The 16,965-nt window shown below is 64.6% G+C and carries 16 protein-coding genes and 1 tRNA gene; 14 read left to right on the top strand and 3 right to left on the bottom strand.

Annotated features, from left to right (window positions below; translation table 11 throughout):
- Positions 1–309: 309 nt before the first annotated feature.
- Entirely contained in the window at positions 310–1,854 is a 1,545-nt protein-coding gene (locus tag ACTJLD_RS31115) for a 2-isopropylmalate synthase (protein WP_440660550.1), read from the top strand.
- A gap of 71 nt (positions 1,855–1,925) precedes the next feature.
- Here ACTJLD_RS31115 and ACTJLD_RS31110 read toward each other — a convergent pair whose 3' ends face one another.
- From ACTJLD_RS31110 to ACTJLD_RS31100, 3 genes are all read right to left on the bottom strand, one after another.
- Complete coding sequence (locus ACTJLD_RS31110) at positions 1,926–3,476, bottom strand: SulP family inorganic anion transporter (RefSeq protein ID WP_060086021.1); 1,551 nt, start codon at positions 3,474–3,476, stop codon at positions 1,926–1,928.
- 35 nt (positions 3,477–3,511) lie between these two features.
- Positions 3,512–4,153, bottom strand: a complete 642-nt coding sequence (locus tag ACTJLD_RS31105) for a carbonic anhydrase (protein WP_060357710.1) — start codon at positions 4,151–4,153, stop codon at positions 3,512–3,514.
- A gap of 382 nt (positions 4,154–4,535) precedes the next feature.
- Positions 4,536–5,048: a hypothetical protein gene (locus ACTJLD_RS31100; protein WP_027786864.1), complete on the bottom strand. Its 513-nt coding sequence runs from the start codon at positions 5,046–5,048 to the stop codon at positions 4,536–4,538.
- A gap of 169 nt (positions 5,049–5,217) precedes the next feature.
- Between ACTJLD_RS31100 and ACTJLD_RS31095 the strand changes: the two genes are divergently transcribed.
- From ACTJLD_RS31095 to nuoF, 13 genes are all read left to right on the top strand, one after another.
- Positions 5,218–6,477: a branched-chain amino acid ABC transporter substrate-binding protein gene (locus ACTJLD_RS31095; RefSeq protein ID WP_440660548.1), complete on the top strand. Its 1,260-nt coding sequence runs from the start codon at positions 5,218–5,220 to the stop codon at positions 6,475–6,477.
- Positions 6,478–6,595: 118 nt separating this feature from the next.
- Positions 6,596–6,865 (top strand): 30S ribosomal protein S15, encoded by a 270-nt coding sequence (gene rpsO, locus ACTJLD_RS31090; RefSeq protein WP_006398792.1) that lies wholly within the window; start codon positions 6,596–6,598, stop codon positions 6,863–6,865.
- A 290-nt stretch (positions 6,866–7,155) separates the two neighbouring features.
- A complete protein-coding gene (pnp, locus tag ACTJLD_RS31085) occupies positions 7,156–9,303 on the top strand; it encodes a polyribonucleotide nucleotidyltransferase (protein WP_027786866.1) in 2,148 nt (715 codons plus the stop codon).
- 152 nt (positions 9,304–9,455) lie between these two features.
- On the top strand, positions 9,456–10,475 hold the full coding sequence (locus tag ACTJLD_RS31080) for an NAD(P)H-quinone oxidoreductase (protein WP_440660545.1): 1,020 nt from the start codon (positions 9,456–9,458) through the stop codon (positions 10,473–10,475).
- Between the two features lie 141 nt (positions 10,476–10,616).
- Positions 10,617–11,372: a triose-phosphate isomerase gene (gene tpiA, locus ACTJLD_RS31075; RefSeq protein ID WP_440660544.1), complete on the top strand. Its 756-nt coding sequence runs from the start codon at positions 10,617–10,619 to the stop codon at positions 11,370–11,372.
- A 72-nt stretch (positions 11,373–11,444) separates the two neighbouring features.
- A complete protein-coding gene (gene secG, locus ACTJLD_RS31070) occupies positions 11,445–11,825 on the top strand; it encodes a preprotein translocase subunit SecG (RefSeq protein WP_027786867.1) in 381 nt (126 codons plus the stop codon).
- 112 nt (positions 11,826–11,937) lie between these two features.
- Positions 11,938–12,022: transfer RNA gene (locus ACTJLD_RS31065), tRNA-Leu, on the top strand.
- 153 nt (positions 12,023–12,175) lie between these two features.
- A complete protein-coding gene (locus ACTJLD_RS31060) occupies positions 12,176–12,535 on the top strand; it encodes an NADH-quinone oxidoreductase subunit A (RefSeq protein WP_006398798.1) in 360 nt (119 codons plus the stop codon).
- A 62-nt stretch (positions 12,536–12,597) separates the two neighbouring features.
- Entirely contained in the window at positions 12,598–13,077 is a 480-nt protein-coding gene (locus ACTJLD_RS31055) for a NuoB/complex I 20 kDa subunit family protein (RefSeq protein ID WP_006398799.1), read from the top strand.
- 21 nt (positions 13,078–13,098) lie between these two features.
- Entirely contained in the window at positions 13,099–13,701 is a 603-nt protein-coding gene (locus ACTJLD_RS31050; RefSeq protein ID WP_440660542.1) for an NADH-quinone oxidoreductase subunit C, read from the top strand.
- Between the two features lie 9 nt (positions 13,702–13,710).
- Positions 13,711–14,964 carry an NADH-quinone oxidoreductase subunit D gene (locus ACTJLD_RS31045; protein WP_006478265.1) on the top strand — a complete coding sequence of 418 codons (1,254 nt, stop codon included), beginning with the start codon at positions 13,711–13,713 and terminating at the stop codon, positions 14,962–14,964.
- A 185-nt stretch (positions 14,965–15,149) separates the two neighbouring features.
- Entirely contained in the window at positions 15,150–15,635 is a 486-nt protein-coding gene (gene nuoE / locus ACTJLD_RS31040) for an NADH-quinone oxidoreductase subunit NuoE (RefSeq protein ID WP_006756903.1), read from the top strand.
- Positions 15,632–16,942, top strand: a complete 1,311-nt coding sequence (nuoF, locus tag ACTJLD_RS31035) for an NADH-quinone oxidoreductase subunit NuoF (protein ID WP_006478267.1) — start codon at positions 15,632–15,634, stop codon at positions 16,940–16,942. The genes nuoE and nuoF overlap by 4 nt, the downstream gene beginning before the upstream one ends.
- Positions 16,943–16,965: the final 23 nt, after the last annotated feature.

The raw sequence follows: 16,965 nt of genomic DNA, 5'->3' as shown, positions 1-16,965 counted from the left end.
TTGTTTACCCGGAAACGGCGGCCTCGGGGCCGCCGTTTTCATTTGTCCCCTGTTCGGCCCGGACTGCCGGAAACCCCGGGTGCCGTCCGATTGCGCACCCAACGGAATGCCGCTATAGTCTTCGGCATGACTGCATTTTCCCGCCTCTCCCTCCTTCTAGCCGGTGCGCCGCTACGCGCGCTAGCTTCGGCGCGCCTGCCGCGCTGACCGTTCCCGCCCTCCGTCAAGCTTCGTCTGTTGTTGAGCGTCGCCAACGGTGGCGCGATCTCGTTACGTTTGACTTCCGTATAAAGAGCCCTGGAGCCCCCCATGACAGACAAGCTGATCATTTTCGATACGACGTTGCGTGACGGCGAACAATCGCCCGGCGCGTCGATGACGAAGGAAGAGAAAATCCGCATCGCGAAGCATCTCGAGCGGATGAAGGTCGACGTGATCGAGGCCGGCTTCGCGGCCAGCTCGAACGGCGATTTCGACGCGATCCACACGATCGCCGGTCTCGTGAAGGACAGCACGATCTGCTCGCTGGCGCGGGCCAACGACAAGGACATCCAGCGTGCGGCCGACGCGCTGAAGCCGGCCAACAGCTCGCGGATCCACACGTTCATCGCGACGTCGCCGCTGCACATGGAGAAGAAACTGCGCATGACGCCGGACCAGGTGTTCGAGCAGGCGCGTCTCGCGGTGCGTTTCGCACGCAAGTTCACCGATAACGTCGAATTCTCGCCGGAAGACGGCAGCCGTTCGGACCTCGACTTCCTGTGCCGCGTGCTGGAAGCCGTGATCGCCGAAGGGGCGACGACCATCAACATCGCCGATACGGTCGGCTACGGCGTGCCCGAGCTCTACGGCAACCTCGTGAAGACGCTGCGCGAACGCATTCCGAACTCGGACAAGGCGATCTTCTCCGTGCATTGCCACAACGACCTCGGGATGGCGGTGGCGAACTCGCTCGCCGGCGTGAAAATCGGCGGCGCGCGCCAGATCGAGTGCACGATCAACGGTCTCGGCGAGCGCGCGGGCAACACGTCGCTCGAGGAAATCGTGATGGCGGTGAAGACCCGCAAGGACTACTTCGGCCTCGACGTCGGCATCGACACGACGCAGATCGTGCCGACGTCGAAGCTCGTGTCGCAGATCACCGGCTTCGTCGTGCAGCCGAACAAGGCGGTGGTCGGCGCGAATGCGTTCGCGCACGCATCGGGCATCCACCAGGACGGCGTGCTGAAGGCGCGCGACACCTACGAGATCATGCGCGCGGAAGACGTGGGCTGGACCGCGAACAAGATCGTGCTCGGCAAGCTGTCGGGCCGTAACGCGTTCAAGCAGCGCCTGCAGGAGCTCGGCGTGTCGCTCGACAGCGAAAGCGAACTGAACGCGGCGTTCATGCGCTTCAAGGATCTGGCCGATCGCAAGGCCGAGATCTTCGACGAGGACATCATCGCGATCGTGTCCGAGGAATCGGCGCTTGCACACGAGCAGGAACACTTCAAGTTCGTGTCGCTGTCGCAGCGCTCGGAAACGGGCGAGCAGCCGCACGCGAAGGTCGTGTTCGGGGTCGACGGCAAGGAAGTGACCGGCGAGGCGCGCGGCAACGGCCCGGTCGACGCGACGTTCAATGCGATCGAGAGCGAAGTCGGCAGTGGTTCCGAGCTGCTGCTGTATTCGGTGAACGCGATCACGACCGGTACGCAGGCGCAGGGTGAAGTGACTGTCCGGCTGTCGAAGAGCGGGCGGATCGTCAACGGCGTCGGCACCGATCCGGACATCGTCGCCGCATCCGCGAAGGCGTACATCTCGGCGCTGAACAAGCTGCATTCGAAGGACGACAAGGTCAATCCGCAGCGCTCGTAAGCGCCGCGCGTCGCGCATCACCGAAACGCCCCGTGCGGCCCTGCGCCGCCGGGGCGTTTTTCATGCGCCGCTCATTCGGCGGCCGGCGCACGGAACAGCCAGCGGCGCGCGGCCGTGCGCGGTACCGGGCTGCGGCGCCGGAACTCGACGGCGATGCCACGTCGCGGCGCATCGGCGACGAACGCGTCGAGCAGTTCGAGCACGTCGTGATCGATGTAATCGGCGCGTGTCGCGTCGATGATCACCGCGGCCCGGTCGGGGATGTGCCGCAGGTGATGCTTGACCTGCACCTTGCCGAGAAACGACACGTCCTTGCGGAACGACAGCAGGAAGTGGTCGTCGTGCTGCGCGAGCGTCACGGGGCTCTTCAGGTTCGCGACGGCGACGGCCAGCACGCTGCACGCGAGGCCGAGCGCGATGCCGAACAGCAGGTCGACCGCGAGCACGCCGGCGATCGTCGCGGCGAACGGCACGAAGGCGGCCGGCCCCTGTTTCATCACCGAGCGGAACAGCGCCGGTTTCGCCAGCTTGAAGCCGGTATGGATCAGGATCGCGGCCAGGCTCGCGAGCGGGATCAGGTTGATCAGGCCGGTGAGCGCGAACACGCTCGCGAGCAGCAGCATCCCGTGCACGATCGCCGACATCCGGCTTTGCGCGCCCGCGTTGACGTTCACCGAACTGCGCACGATCACCGACGTGATCGGCAGCCCGCCGACCGCGCCCGCGACGAGATTGCCGACGCCCTGGGCCTTGAGTTCGCGATCGGGCTGGGTCGGCCGGCGCTTCGGGTCGATCTGCTCGACGGCTTCGAGGCTCAGCAGCGTCTCGAGGCTCGCGACGACCGCGAGCGTGATCGCGACGCGCCACACGTCCGGATTGACGAGCTGAGCGAAGTTCGGGCCGAGCTCCGCATGCTTGAGCGACGCCGCAAAGGCCGCGAACGAGCCGAGTTCGGGCAGCGTCACGCGATGGGCGGCGCCCGGCGCGACCGACGGTGCGACGATGCTCAGCACGAGCGTGGCGCCGATACCCAGCACGACGACCGCAAGCGGAGCCGGCACCGAGCGCACCAGCGCGAAGCGGCGCAGCGCGGGCGTGTCCCACGCGATCAGCAGCGCGAGCGACGCAAGCGCGATGGCCGTGGCGGCCCACGCGACCGGCAGGCCGGGCCAGTTCGCAAACGATTGCGCGGCCGAGCCGCCGATACCGAACGCGAACGGAATCTGCTTTACGATCAGCAGCAGGCCGATCGCGGCGAGCATGCCCTTGATGACGGGTGACGGTACGTAGGCGGCGAAGCGGCCGGCGCGCAGCATGCCGAACCCGAACTGCAGGACGCCGGACAGCAGCACCGCGAGCAGGAATGCGGAGAAGCTGCCGAGTTGAGCGATGCCTTCTACGACGATCACGACGAGGCCGGCGGCCGGCCCGCTGACGGACAGCGACGAGCCGCTCAGCAGCGCGACGACGATGCCGCCGACGATGCCGGATACGAGCCCGGCAAACGGCTCGACGCCGGATGCATTGGCGATGCCGAGACACAGCGGCAGCGCGACGAGGAACACGACGACGCCGGCGACGATGTCGCGCGGCAGGGTGGACAGGCGCTGGTTCAGTTTCATGGTCGGGATGATTTCATTGGCTTTGGGGGGGCAGGTCAGCCGAGCGCGCAGGCCGCGACGGCCTGCACGGGTTCGACGTCGGCGGGCGGGGTGGTGTAGCCGGAATCGAGTTCCTTCAGGCGGCCGTCCGCGAGCGAAAAGATCCAGCCGTGCACAAGTGGTGGCCGTTCGCGGCCCCGCACGATCGGGGACGCGCGCAGCAGCCGCACCTGTTCGAGCACGTTGAGCTCGGCGAGGCGGTCGGCGGCGGCCGTGTCGTCGAGCCCGTTCAGCGTGTCACGATGCCGTCGCGCGAGCGCGCACAGCGGCGCGATGCGGCGTGCGACGTGCGGCAGGTCGGACGGCGGCGGCAGCAGCGATGCGCGTACGCCGCCGCACCCGTAGTGCCCGCACACGATCACGTGGTCGACCTGCAGCACGCGCACCGCGTACTCGAGCACGCTGGCGGAATTGTCGTCGTCGGGATGGAACAGGTTCGCGATGTTGCGATGGACGAACAGCTCGCCGGGTGCGCAGTGCGTGATGGTTTCGGCCGGCACGCGGCTGTCGGCGCAGCCGATCCACAGCACGCGCGGGTTCTGGCCGCGCGCGAGCGCGTCGAAGAAGCCGGGCGTGTGTTCACGCGTTTCGCGGGCCCAGGCGATGTTGGCAACCAGCATGCTCTTGGGGCGATTCATGAGGACTCCTTTGAGATAAAGGCAATCGAATATCGGCAAAAATGACGAAATGGCATTCTTTCTAAATTGAAAGGTTGAGTTTCGACTGATATTAGGGGTATGCCCTAGCGCTTCGGGGGTGTTGAAACAAATTGTTTCAAATTGGTTTGACGTAGTGCATTGCATGCACCAACTCACCGCATGATATGCACTGCGCGTGCCTGTTTTCAGGCAAAGGCCCGTATGACGGGGATGTCAGCGAATTGCCATCGGCATGTCATCGATCGGAAAAGATTTCCGTCGCATTTGCCGAATTAATAAGCCGGCGGAAAAAAGGAAATGGCCATTCACGCAATGATTCGTGAATGGCCATCGAGATAATTGCGCGTAAATGCGTAATCGGTCAGAACAGGTTGCGGCGGTCGGGGTCGTGCAACGGGTCGGGTGTTTTCTGCGTGATACGCAGGATGCCCTGCGGGTCGAAGTAGAAGCTGTACATCATGTACCAGACGTTGTCCTCGAGATACCGGTACGTCCATACCTCGCGCTTCATCAGCGGGAAGTAGGACGTCTCGACGGGGCGTCCGAAGTTGACGAGGACGTCGGTCTTCGTCCACTTGCCGATCTCCGCACGATAGAACTCGCTCGGCTGCAGGACCTGGCGCACGTTGACGATCTTGTGGGCCGCATCGACGTCGGCCGCGACGGTGATCTCGCCCATCGGCTGGGTTGGCCACATCAGGCGCTTGCCGCCGCCGGGCAGGTCGTAGATCTCGCGCGGCGGGCCCATGCGTGCGACGATCGCCGACTCGTCCTGGCCGGCCTGGTATTGCTGCCACGGTTGCGCGCAACCGGTCAGCAGCGCGGCGGCGCTGGCGAGCAGCACCGGCAGGCGCGCGGAAATGCGAATGCGCATGGGGATTCTCCAGAACACGGAAACAAGTCCCGTTTTATCACGGACGGCGAGCGATCGCGCATCGCTTGGAAAAAATCGGTGCGGATCGCCGGCACGGTCACGCTTGCGGGCGGCGGGGGCGCCGGCCTATGATCCGCGCTTCTCGGGCTGATTGAAGGGCAGGTGGCCGATGCAGGGGTGGAAGCGGTGCGCGCTCGCGTTGAGCGCGGGGTGGATGCTGGTGTCGTCCGCATTTGCCGGCGGCGAGCCGGTGCGGATCGCGCTGATCGAAGGGATGTCGGGCCCGTTCGCGAACGCGGGCGCGGCGGTCGAGCGCAACCTGCGCTTCGGCGTCGAGCAGGTGAACGCGGCGGGCGGCGTGAAGCTGCGCGACGGCGCGCACCCGCTCGAACTCGTCGTGCTCGACAGCAAGGGCAGCCCCGAGGAGGCGCTCGTGCAGCTGCGCGCGGCCGCGGATCGCCACATCGGTTTCGTCACGCAGGGCAACAGCTCGGCCGTCGCGGCCGCGCTCGTCGCGGCGCTCGACAAGCTGAACGCGCGCGATCCGGACAACCGGATGCTGTTCCTCAACTATTCGGCCGACGATCCGGCGCTGACCGGCGCGCGCTGCAGTTTCTGGCATTTCCGCTTCGATGCGCACGCCGGCATGCGGATGGCCGCACTCGCGGACGTGATGGCACGCGACCGCGCGCTGCGCAAGGTCTACCTGCTGAACCAGGACTATAGTTTCGGCCACGACGTCAGCACGCTCGCACGGCAGGCGCTGGCCGCGCGGCGCCCGGACGTGACGATCGCTGGCGACGAGTTCCACCCGATCGGCCGGATCAAGGATTTCTCGCCGTATATCGCGAAGATCCGCGCGAGCGGCGCCGACGCCGTCGTGACCGGCAACTGGGGCAACGACCTCACGCTGCTCGTGAAGGCGGCGCGGGAGCAGGGGCTGAATGCGAAGTTCTACACGTTCTACGGCAACAGCCTCGGCGCGCCGGCAGCCCTCGGCGACGCCGGTGTCGGGCGGGTCGTCGCCGTGGCGGACTGGCACCCGAACGCAGGCGGTGCGAAATCGGATGCGTTCTACCGGGCGTTCCGGAACCGTTTTCCGGCCGCCCAGGACGACTATCCGGTGCGGCGGATGAGCCTGATGATCGAGATGCTGGCCGCCTCGATGAACCGTGCGGGTTCGGCCGACCCTGTCGCGGTCGCGCGTGCGCTCGAGGGTCTGTCGTTCGACGACGGCTTCCATGCGTCGCGGATGCGCGCGCAGGACCATCAGTTGACCCAGCCCCTTTACGTGATGGAGATGGACAAGGCCGGCACGCCGGGCGTGCGCTTCGACAACGAAGGGTCGGGCTATGGCTTCCGGACGGTGCTCGCGGTGCCGGCGCAGCGTACCGAGATGCCGTCCGCCTGCTCGATGACACGCCCGTGACAGGGGGCGGTAAGAACGGCGTGGAGTTGTGCTACAATGCCCGCCGGTTGTAAGTCACGGCACGGCCATTCTTCCGTGTCCGCCTGTTCAGTTAGAAAGTAGAAACCAAGGAAATCTCATGTCTGTTGCAGATATCAAGAAGTCGGAAGTCGTTGCTCAGTTCGCCCGCGGTACGAACGACACGGGGTCGCCCGAAGTCCAGGTCGCACTGCTGACCGCACGTATCGTCGAACTGACGGGTCACTTCAAGACCCACGCGAAGGATCACCACAGCCGCCGCGGCCTGCTGCGCATGGTGAGCCGCCGTCGCAAGCTGCTCGACTACCTCAAGGGCAAGGATGCCGACCGTTACCGCGCACTGATCGAGAAGCTGGGTCTGCGTAAGTAATCGAGGCGATTGCCGCCAGCAAGATGCCTGTGTCAGTCCGCTGATACAGGCATTTTGTTTTTGCGCGTTGCGTAGCGTCACACGCATCGCAGGCTGTCCGGCACGACCGTGCGGGGCCGCCGCAACGACTGATACCGGGGCAGGATTTGTGTCATTCCAGCGCGTCGCTACACGAGTGCCGCGCTGGAATGGCATAAAAAACACACCTTGCTCCGGGTGATTCGGTCGGGACGCCGCCGCGCGGGATGGCCGGCGCGGCGAATGAAATGCATGAATTCAAAGGAGCAACCATGTCCATGTTCAACAAGGTCGTGAAGGAATTCCAGTGGGGCCAGCACAAGGTGCGCCTCGAAACCGGTGAAGTCGCTCGCCAGGCAAGCGGCGCCGTGATCGTCGACGTCGAAGACACCGTCGTGCTGGCAACCGTCGTCGGCGCGAAGTCGGCGAAGCCGGGCCAGGACTTCTTCCCGCTGACCGTCGATTACCTCGAGAAGACCTACTCGGCCGGCAAGATCCCGGGTGGCTTCTTCCGTCGCGAAGGCCGTCCGTCGGAGCACGAGACGCTGACGTCGCGCCTGATCGACCGTCCGCTGCGCCCGCTGTTCCCGGAAGGCTTCTACAACGAAGTCCAGGTCGTGATCCACGTGCTGTCCGTGAACCCGGAAATCCCGGCGGACATCCCCGCGCTGATCGGCGCATCGGCTGCGCTCGCCGTGTCGGGCCTGCCGTTCAACGGCCCGGTCGGTGCTGCGCGCGTTGCCTATATCGACAACGCCTACGTGCTGAACCCGACGCGTGACCAGATCAAGGCATCGAGCCTCGACCTCGTCGTCGCGGGTACGGAGCGTGCGGTGCTGATGGTCGAATCGGAAGCCGACCAGCTGTCGGAAGACGTGATGCTGGGCGCCGTGGTGTTCGGCCACGAGCAGATGCAAGTCGCGATCGACGCGATCCACGAACTGGTGCGCGAAGGCGGCAAGCCCGAGTGGGACTGGCAGCCGGCGCCGAAGAACGAGGCGCTGATCGCACGCGTGACCGAGCTGGCACAGAACGACCTGCTCGCCGCTTACCAGCTGCGCGACAAGCAAGCGCGTTCGGCGAAGCTGAAGGAAGTTTACGCAGCGACCTCGGCGAAGCTCGAGGAAGACGCACTGGCAGCCGGTACGGCAGCGGCCGACAAGGCCACCGTCGGCAACGTGCTGTTCGACATCGAAGCGAAGATCGTCCGTTCGCAGATCCTGAACGGCGAGCCGCGTATCGACGGCCGCGACACGCGCACCGTGCGCCCGATCGAGATCCGTACCGGCGTGCTGCCGCGTACCCACGGCTCGGCGCTGTTCACGCGCGGCGAAACGCAGGCGCTGGTCGTCGCGACGCTCGGCACGAAGGGTGACGAGCAGATCATCGACGCGCTCGAAGGCGAATACCGCGAGCGCTTCATGCTCCACTACAACATGCCCCCGTTCGCGACCGGCGAAACGGGTCGCGTCGGCTCGCCGAAGCGTCGCGAAATCGGCCACGGCCGCCTCGCGAAGCGCGCGCTGGTCAAGTGCCTGCCGAGCGCCGACGAATTCGGCTACTCGATCCGCGTCGTGTCGGAAATCACCGAATCGAACGGTTCGTCGTCGATGGCATCGGTGTGCGGCGGCTGCCTCGCGCTGATGGACGCCGGCGTGCCGATGAAGGCGCACGTCGCGGGTATCGCGATGGGCCTGATCCTCGAAGGCAACAAGTTCGCGGTGCTGACCGACATCCTCGGCGACGAAGATCACCTCGGCGACATGGACTTCAAGGTAGCCGGCACGGAGCAAGGCGTGACGGCGCTGCAGATGGACATCAAGATCCAGGGCATCACGAAGGAAATCATGCAGGTCGCGCTCGCGCAGGCGAAGGAAGGCCGCATGCACATCCTCGGCAAGATGACGTCGGCGGTTTCGGGTGCGAACACGCAACTGTCGGAATTCGCGCCGCGCATGATCACGATCAAGATCAACCCGGAAAAGATCCGCGACGTGATCGGCAAGGGCGGTTCGGTGATCCGCGCGCTGACGGAAGAAACGGGCACGACCATCGACATCTCGGACGACGGCGTCGTGACGATCGCGAGCACGAACAGCGACGGCATGGCCGAAGCGAAGAAGCGCATCGAGCAAATCACGGCCGAGATCGAAGTCGGCCAGGTGTACGAAGGCACGGTTCTGAAGCTGCTCGATTTCGGCGCGATCGTGAACCTGCTGCCGGGCAAGGATGGCCTGCTGCACATCTCGGAAATCGTCAACGAGCGTGTGAAGGACATCAACGACTACCTGAAGGAAGGCCAGCAAGTGAAGGTCAAGGTCATCCAGACGGACGAAAAGGGTCGCGTGCGCCTGTCGGCGAAGGCGCTGCTGAATGAAGCAGCGGCAGCTGCGCAGTCGGATACGCCGCCGCAGCAGTAAGCGGGCAGGCAGACGAACGGCCGGCAGTGCGAAAGCGTGCCGGCCGTTTTTTCTGTAGCATCGTTGTGCGGCGCAGCAGCGCCGGCAACGCGTCCGTGCCGCGTGCGGGCGCACCATCCGATTCCGATCCTGATCCCGGAGCGACCATCACCATGAAAGCCATCGAAATCACCGAATTCGGCGCCCCCGACGTGCTGAAGCTCGCGGAGCGCCCGCGCCCCGATCCGAAGCGCGGCGAAGTGCTGATCAAGGTGGCGGCTTCCGGCGTGAACCGGCCCGACGTGTTTCAGCGCAAGGGCGCGTATGCGCCGCCGCCGGGCGCATCGGATCTGCCGGGCCTCGAGGTCGCGGGTGAGATCGTCGGCGGCGACCTGTCCGACGCGGCGCTGAACCCGTTCGGCCTGAAACTGGGCGATCGTGTGTGTGCGCTGCTCGCGGGCGGCGGTTATGCCGAGTATGCGGTCGCGCCGCTGCTGCAATGCCTGCCGGTACCCGACGGGCTTACGGATATCGAGGCCGCGTCGCTGCCCGAAACGTTCTTCACCGTATGGAGCAACGTGTTCGACCGTGCGCAGCTCGGCGCGGGCGAGGGCGGCGAGCAGGAGACGCTGCTCGTGCAGGGCGGCTCGAGCGGCATCGGTGTGACGGCGATCCAGATCGCGCATGCGCTCGGCTTTCGCGTGTTCGCGACGGCCGGTACCGCCGACAAGTGCCGCGCGTGCGAGGCGCTCGGCGCCGAGCGGGCGATCAACTACAAGACGGAAGACTTCGTCGAGGTCGTGAAGTCGCTGACGCACGATCGCGGCGTCGACGTGATCCTCGACATGGTGGCGGGCTCGTACGTGCCGCGCGAACTGTCCGCACTCGCGGATGGCGGCCGTCTCGTGCTGATCGCGCTGCTCGGCGGCGCGAAGGCCGACATCAACCTCGGCGAGATCCTGCGTCGCCGGCTGACGATCACGGGTTCGACGCTACGCCCGCGTCCGGTCGAGTTCAAGGCGCAGATCGCCGCGCAACTGAAGGCGCGCGTGTGGCCGCTGATTGCCGATGGCCGTATCAAGCCGGTGATCTATCGTGTATTGCCGGCCGCGGATGCCGCGCAGGCGCATGCGCTGATGGAAAGCAGCGAGCACACCGGCAAGATCGTCCTGGATTGGGGGTCGAACGCCTGACGGCCCGTGTGGCCGGGCTTGACATGCGCGGTTTGACCGGTTCAAGCCGTGCGCAGTAAAATCGCGGGTTTGCTTCGCCAGATCAAACCTGACGGCCGGTTTCCGGCACGTTAATGACCAAGCGGTGACGAGACAGACACGATGTCGAAACAGAGAACTAAGCGTGTGATCGGCAACTGGAAGATGCACGGCCGGCTGGCCGGCAACCAGGCGTTGCTGAACGAAGTGGTGCAGGGTGCGGGCGCGGTGGCGGCCGAAACATCGGTCGGCGTGTGCGTGCCGTTCCCGTATCTCGCGCAGGTTCAGGCGCAGCTCGACGGCGGCCGTGTGGCCTGGGGTGCGCAGGACGTGTCGGCGCACGAACAGGGCGCGTTCACCGGCGAAGTGGCGGCCGCGATGGTCGCGGAGTTCGGCGCACGCTATGCGATCGTCGGTCATTCGGAGCGTCGCGCGTATCACGGCGAGCGCAACGAGACGGTCGCGGCGAAGACGCAGCGCGCGCTCGCGGCGGGGCTCGCGCCGGTCGTGTGTGTCGGCGAGACGCTCGACGAGCGCGAGTCGGGCGCGACCGAGCAGGTGGTCGGTGCGCAGCTCGACGCAGTGCTGGCCGTGCTGACGGCCGACGAGGCTGCGCGCATCGTCGTCGCGTACGAGCCGGTCTGGGCGATCGGCACGGGCAAGAGCGCGACGTCGGCGCAGGCACAGGACGTGCATGCGTTCCTGCGTGGGCGTCTCGCGGCAAAGGGTGCGGCGGACGTGTCCGTGTTGTACGGCGGCAGCGTGAAGCCGGACAACGCGGAAGAGCTGTTCGCGCAGCCGGACATCGACGGTGGCCTGATCGGCGGCGCGTCGCTGAAGGCGGAAGATTTCCTGGCGATCTGCCGGGCCGCGCGATAAGCGGTCCGGGATCGAATTGAACCATGAGGGCGGCCGGTCGTTCCGGTCGCCCGATCCAATCGGGTGGGTGTGATGCTGTTATTCAAGACGCTGATTATTGTGGTGCAGGTGCTGTCTGCACTCGGTGTGATTGGTCTCGTGCTGCTGCAGCACGGCAAGGGTGCCGACATGGGTGCTGCGTTCGGCAGCGGCGCGTCGGGCAGTCTGTTCGGTGCCACGGGGTCGGCAAACTTCCTGTCGCGTACGACGGGCATTCTCGCGACGATCTTCTTCGTCGCGACGCTGGCGCTGACGTATCTCGGTTCGTACAAGTCGACGCCGTCGGCCGGTGTGCTCGGCACGGCAGCGACCGCGCCGGCATCGGCACCTGCAGCATCGGCGCCGGTAGTCGCGGCATCCGCCGCCGTTGCGGGTTCGGCTGCGAGCGCGCCGGGCCAGGATGTCCCGAAATAAAAAGTTAAAATTTTTGCGATTGTGCGTTGAACAATTCCGGGACTCAGGTTAGAATTTAATTCTTGAAGCGATTCGCGGGAAACAAGTAGTTACAACCCCGGTTGCATGCAGTGCCGACGTGGTGAAATTGGTAGACACGCTATCTTGAGGGGGTAGTGGCGAAAGCTGTGCGAGTTCGAGTCTCGCCGTCGGCACCAAAGTTACTCAATGCCAGCCGCTTCTAGTGGCTGGCATTTTTCATTTCTGGGGTGTGCTTGCGGTTGTCTTGCGATCGCGTGCACTCCGAAATGATTCCTTCCGCCGGAAGTGGTATTCTCCGGACGCTCAGAACCAACCGATAGAGGATTGCCTTGAACCTCGCAGCCTATTACCCCGTCTTGTTGTTCCTCCTCGTGGGCACTGGTTTAGGTATAGCGCTGGTCAGCATCGGCAAGCTTCTTGGTCCCAACAAGCCGGACGTCGAGAAGAACGCACCGTACGAGTGCGGCTTCGAAGCCTTTGAAGACGCCCGGATGAAATTCGACGTCCGGTACTACCTCGTCGCCATCCTGTTCATCATCTTCGATCTCGAAACCGCATTCCTGTTTCCGTGGGGCGTCGCGCTCCGGGACATCGGCTGGCCGGGTTTCATCGCAATGATGATTTTTCTGCTCGAATTCCTGCTGGGCTTTGCCTATATCTGGAAGAAAGGCGGCCTCGACTGGGAGTGATGGGTTAATCGCCGGTTTGCATGGGCGGCCACGCTCGGTCGCTCGTCTGGAGTGGAAAGCAAATGAGTATCGAAGGGGTCTTGAAGGAAGGGTTTGTCACCACGACGGCTGACAAGCTGATCAACTGGACGCGTACCGGCTCGCTGTGGCCGATGACGTTCGGGCTCGCGTGTTGCGCCGTCGAAATGATGCATGCGGGCGCGGCCCGTTACGATCTGGACCGGTTCGGCGTCGTGTTCCGCCCGAGTCCGCGTCAGTCGGACGTGATGATCGTCGCCGGCACGCTCTGCAACAAGATGGCGCCCGCGCTGCGCCGCGTGTACGACCAGATGGCCGAGCCGCGCTGGGTGATCTCGATGGGGTCGTGCGCGAACGGCGGTGGCTACTACCACTACTCGTACTCGGTGGTTCGCGGCTGCGACCGGATCGTACCGGTCGACGTCTACGTGCCGGGCTGTCCGCCCACGGCCGAGGCGCTGGTCTACGGCGTGATCCAGCTTCAGGCGAAGATCCGCCGCACCAATACCATCGCCCGTCAATAAAGCCCCGAGCGTCCCCTCAATATGGCAAGCAAAATCGAGACCCTCAAGGCAAACCTCGAAGCCGCGCTCGGCGCGCGCGTGGTGAGCCTCACCGAAGCGATCGGTGAACTGACGCTCGTCGTGAAGGCGAGCGATTACCTCGAAGTCGCAAAGACGCTGCGCGACGATCCGAAGCTCCGTTTCGAGCAGCTGATCGACCTGTGCGGCGTCGACTACCAGACCTTCGGCGACAGCGCTTACGACGGCCCGCGTTTCGCGGCCGTGTCGCACCTGCTGTCGGTCACGAACAACTGGCGTCTGCGCCTGCGCGCATTCGCGCCGGACGACGACCTGCCGATCGTGGCATCGCTGGTCGACATCTGGACTTCCGCGAACTGGTACGAGCGCGAAGCGTTCGACCTGTACGGCATCGTGTTCGAAGGCCACCCCGACCTGCGCCGCATCCTCACCGACTACGGCTTCATCGGCCACCCGTTCCGCAAGGACTTCCCGGTGTCGGGTTACGTCGAAATGCGTTACGACCCGGAAGAGAAGCGGGTCGTGTACCAGCCGGTGACGATCGAGCCGCGCGAAATCACGCCGCGCGTGATCCGCGAGGATCGCTATGGCGGTCTGAAACATTAAGGGGGCGTCATGGCAGAAATCAAGAACTACACGCTCAACTTCGGCCCGCAGCACCCGGCAGCGCACGGCGTGCTGCGCCTCGTGCTCGAGCTCGACGGCGAAGTCATTCAGCGTGCCGATCCGCACATCGGCCTGCTGCACCGCGCGACGGAAAAGCTCGCGGAATCCAAAACATTCATCCAGTCCGTGCCGTACATGGACCGTCTCGACTACGTGTCGATGATGGTCAACGAGCACGGCTACGTGCTCGCGATCGAAAAGCTGCTCGGCATCGAAGTGCCTGAGCGCGCCCAGTACATCCGCGTGCTGTTCGACGAGATCACGCGCGTGCTGAACCACCTGATGTGGATCGGCGCGCACGCACTCGACGTCGGCGCGATGGCGGTGTTCCTGTACGCATTCCGCGAACGCGAAGACCTGATGGACGTGTACGAAGCGGTGTCCGGTGCCCGGATGCACGCGGCGTACTACCGTCCGGGCGGCGTCTACCGCGACCTGCCTGACGCAATGCCGCAATACAAGGCGTCGAAGATTCGCAACGAGAAGGCGCTCGCGAAGATGAACGAAGCGCGCAGCGGCTCGGTGCTCGACTTCATCGACGACTTCTTCACGCGCTTCCCGAAGTGCGTCGACGAATACGAAACGCTGCTCACCGACAACCGGATCTGGAAGCAGCGTCTGGTCGGGATCGGCGTGGTCAGCCCGGAGCGTGCGCTGCAGATGGGCCTGACGGGCCCGATGCTGCGCGGCTCGGGCATCGCCTGGGACCTGCGCAAGAAGCAACCGTACGAAGTGTACGATCGCATGGATTTCGACGTGCCGGTCGGCGTGAATGGCGATTGCTACGACCGCTACCTGGTTCGCGTCGAAGAAATGCGCCAGTCGATCCGTATCGCGAAACAGTGTATTGAGTGGCTCCGCAAGAATCCGGGCCCGGTGATGACCGACAATCACAAGGTTGCACCGCCGTCGCGCGTCGGCATGAAGACCAACATGGAAGACTTGATTCACCACTTCAAGCTCTTCACCGAAGGTTTCCATGTGCCGGAAGGCGAAGCGTACGCGGCGGTCGAGCATCCGAAGGGTGAGTTCGGCATCTACCTCGTGTCGGACGGTGCCAACAAGCCGTATCGCCTCAAGATTCGCGCACCGGGTTTCGCGCACCTGGCGTCGCTCGACGAAATGGCGCGCGGTCACATGATCGCCGACGCCGTCACGATCATCGGTACGCAGGACATCGTGTTCGGCGAAATCGATCGCTAATGGTTGCGCCGCCCGTTTGTCGCGGGCGGCGAGCGGTAAGTCACACGCGAAGTCACATGCTGCATGCGCTGAACCGGCGCGGCTTCGCAAGCTGTCAACAGAGTGAGCGCCAGGTCTGCCGTCCATGCACCCCAGTGTGCGGCAGGTTGTTCGTTCGGTAGGAATTGAAAGAGTCGTGTCTGAAAATGATCTCAGCTGAAGGCCTGAAGGAAATCGATCGAGCGTTGACGAAGTATCCCGCCGATCAGAAACAGTCCGCCGTGATGTCGGCGTTGGCCGTTGCTCAGGAAGAGCACGGCTGGCTGTCGCCCGAACTGATGCAGTTCGTTGCGGACTATCTCGGCATGCCGGCCGTTGCCGTGCAGGAAGTCGCGACGTTCTACACGATGTACGAGCTCAACCCGGTCGGCAAGCACAAGATCACGCTCTGTACGAACCTGCCGTGCCAGCTTGGCCCGCACGGCGGCGCGGAAGCGACTGCCGACTACCTGAAACAGAAGCTGGGCATCGGCTTCGGCGAGACCACGCCTGACGGCAAGTTCACGCTGAAGGAAGGCGAATGCATGGGCTCGTGCGGCGATGCGCCGGTGCTGCTGGTGAACAATCACAGAATGTGCAGCTTCATGAGCCGCGAGAAGATCGACCAGCTGCTTGAGGAGCTCTCGAAATGACGTCCCTCCACGACCGTCACATCAAACCGCTGATCCTCGCTGGTCTGAACGGCGAGAACTGGCATCTCGAAGATTACGTCGCGCGCGGCGGCTACAAGCAGCTGCGCCGCATTCTCGAAGAAAAGATTCCGCCCGAGCAGGTGATCGCCGACGTCAAGGCGTCGGGCCTGCGCGGCCGCGGCGGTGCGGGTTTTCCGACCGGCCTGAAGTGGAGCTTCATGCCGCGTCAGTTCCCGGGGCAGAAGTACCTCGTCTGCAACTCGGACGAAGGCGAGCCGGGTACGTTCAAGGATCGCGACATCCTGCGCTGGAACCCGCACGCGCTGATCGAAGGCATGGCCATCGGCGCGTACGCGATGGGCATCACCGTCGGCTACAACTACATCCACGGCGAAATCTTCGAAGTGTATCGACGCTTCGAGGCCGCGCTCGATGAAGCGCGTGCAGCGGGTTTCCTCGGCGACAACATCATGGGCTCGGAATTCTCGTTCCAGCTGCACGCGCACCACGGTTACGGCGCGTACATCTGCGGCGAGGAAACGGCGCTGCTCGAATCGCTCGAAGGCAAGAAGGGCCAGCCGCGCTTCAAGCCGCCGTTCCCGGCGAGCTTCGGCGTGTACGGCAAGCCGACCACGATCAACAACACCGAGACGTTCGCCGCGGTGCCGTTCCTGCTGTCCATCGGGCCGCAGAATTACCTCGAGATCGGCAAGCCGAACAACGGCGGCACGAAGATTTTCTCGGTGTCGGGCGACGTCGAGCGTCCGGGCAACTACGAAGTGCCGCTCGGCACGCCGTTCGCGACGCTGATGGAGCTCGCCGGCGGGATGCGCGGCGGCAAGAAGATCAAGGCCGTGATTCCGGGCGGGTCGTCGGCACCGGTGATCCCGGGCGACATCATGATGCAGACGGATCTCGACTACGATTCGATCGCGAAGGCGGGCTCGATGCTTGGTTCCGGCGCGGTGATCGTGATGGACGAGACGCGCTGCATGGTGCGCTCGCTGCTGCGCCTGTCGTACTTCTACTACGAGGAATCGTGCGGCCAGTGCACGCCGTGCCGTGAAGGCACCGGCTGGCTGTATCGCGTCGTGAACCGTATCGAGCACGGCGAAGGCCGCCAGGAAGATCTGGATCTGCTGAACTCGGTGGCCGAGAACATCATGGGCCGCACGATCTGTGCACTCGGCGATGCGGCGGCGATGCCGGTACGCGGGATGCTCAAGCACTACTGGGACGAATTCGCGTACCACGTCGAGCACAAGCACTGCATGGTCGGCGGCCACGCGCACGCGGCGGCGGCCTGAAGCGAACCCGGTTGCGGAATTTG

It is taken from the genome of Burkholderia sp. 22088, assembly GCF_052045915.1.
GTDB lineage: Bacteria > Pseudomonadota > Gammaproteobacteria > Burkholderiales > Burkholderiaceae > Burkholderia > Burkholderia cepacia.
Note: the sequence above shows the minus strand (reverse complement) of the source record. Positions and strands in the feature narration are given on the sequence as shown.

Excerpts from the sequence above, each read along its gene's own strand:
- ACTJLD_RS31115 (WP_440660550.1), top strand. The coding sequence starts at position 310 with ATGACAGACAAGCTGATCATTTTCGATACGACGTTGCGTGACGGCGAA.
- ACTJLD_RS31110 (WP_060086021.1), bottom strand. The coding sequence starts at position 3,476 with ATGAAACTGAACCAGCGCCTGTCCACCCTGCCGCGCGACATCGTCGCC.
- ACTJLD_RS31105 (WP_060357710.1), bottom strand. The coding sequence starts at position 4,153 with ATGAATCGCCCCAAGAGCATGCTGGTTGCCAACATCGCCTGGGCCCGC.
- ACTJLD_RS31100 (WP_027786864.1), bottom strand. The coding sequence starts at position 5,048 with ATGCGCATTCGCATTTCCGCGCGCCTGCCGGTGCTGCTCGCCAGCGCC.
- ACTJLD_RS31095 (WP_440660548.1), top strand. The coding sequence starts at position 5,218 with ATGCAGGGGTGGAAGCGGTGCGCGCTCGCGTTGAGCGCGGGGTGGATG.
- rpsO (WP_006398792.1), top strand. The coding sequence starts at position 6,596 with ATGTCTGTTGCAGATATCAAGAAGTCGGAAGTCGTTGCTCAGTTCGCC.
- pnp (WP_027786866.1), top strand. The coding sequence starts at position 7,156 with ATGTCCATGTTCAACAAGGTCGTGAAGGAATTCCAGTGGGGCCAGCAC.
- ACTJLD_RS31080 (WP_440660545.1), top strand. The coding sequence starts at position 9,456 with ATGAAAGCCATCGAAATCACCGAATTCGGCGCCCCCGACGTGCTGAAG.
- tpiA (WP_440660544.1), top strand. The coding sequence starts at position 10,617 with ATGTCGAAACAGAGAACTAAGCGTGTGATCGGCAACTGGAAGATGCAC.
- secG (WP_027786867.1), top strand. The coding sequence starts at position 11,445 with ATGCTGTTATTCAAGACGCTGATTATTGTGGTGCAGGTGCTGTCTGCA.
- ACTJLD_RS31055 (WP_006398799.1), top strand. The coding sequence starts at position 12,598 with ATGAGTATCGAAGGGGTCTTGAAGGAAGGGTTTGTCACCACGACGGCT.
- ACTJLD_RS31050 (WP_440660542.1), top strand. The coding sequence starts at position 13,099 with ATGGCAAGCAAAATCGAGACCCTCAAGGCAAACCTCGAAGCCGCGCTC.
- ACTJLD_RS31045 (WP_006478265.1), top strand. The coding sequence starts at position 13,711 with ATGGCAGAAATCAAGAACTACACGCTCAACTTCGGCCCGCAGCACCCG.
- nuoE (WP_006756903.1), top strand. The coding sequence starts at position 15,150 with ATGATCTCAGCTGAAGGCCTGAAGGAAATCGATCGAGCGTTGACGAAG.
- nuoF (WP_006478267.1), top strand. The coding sequence starts at position 15,632 with ATGACGTCCCTCCACGACCGTCACATCAAACCGCTGATCCTCGCTGGT.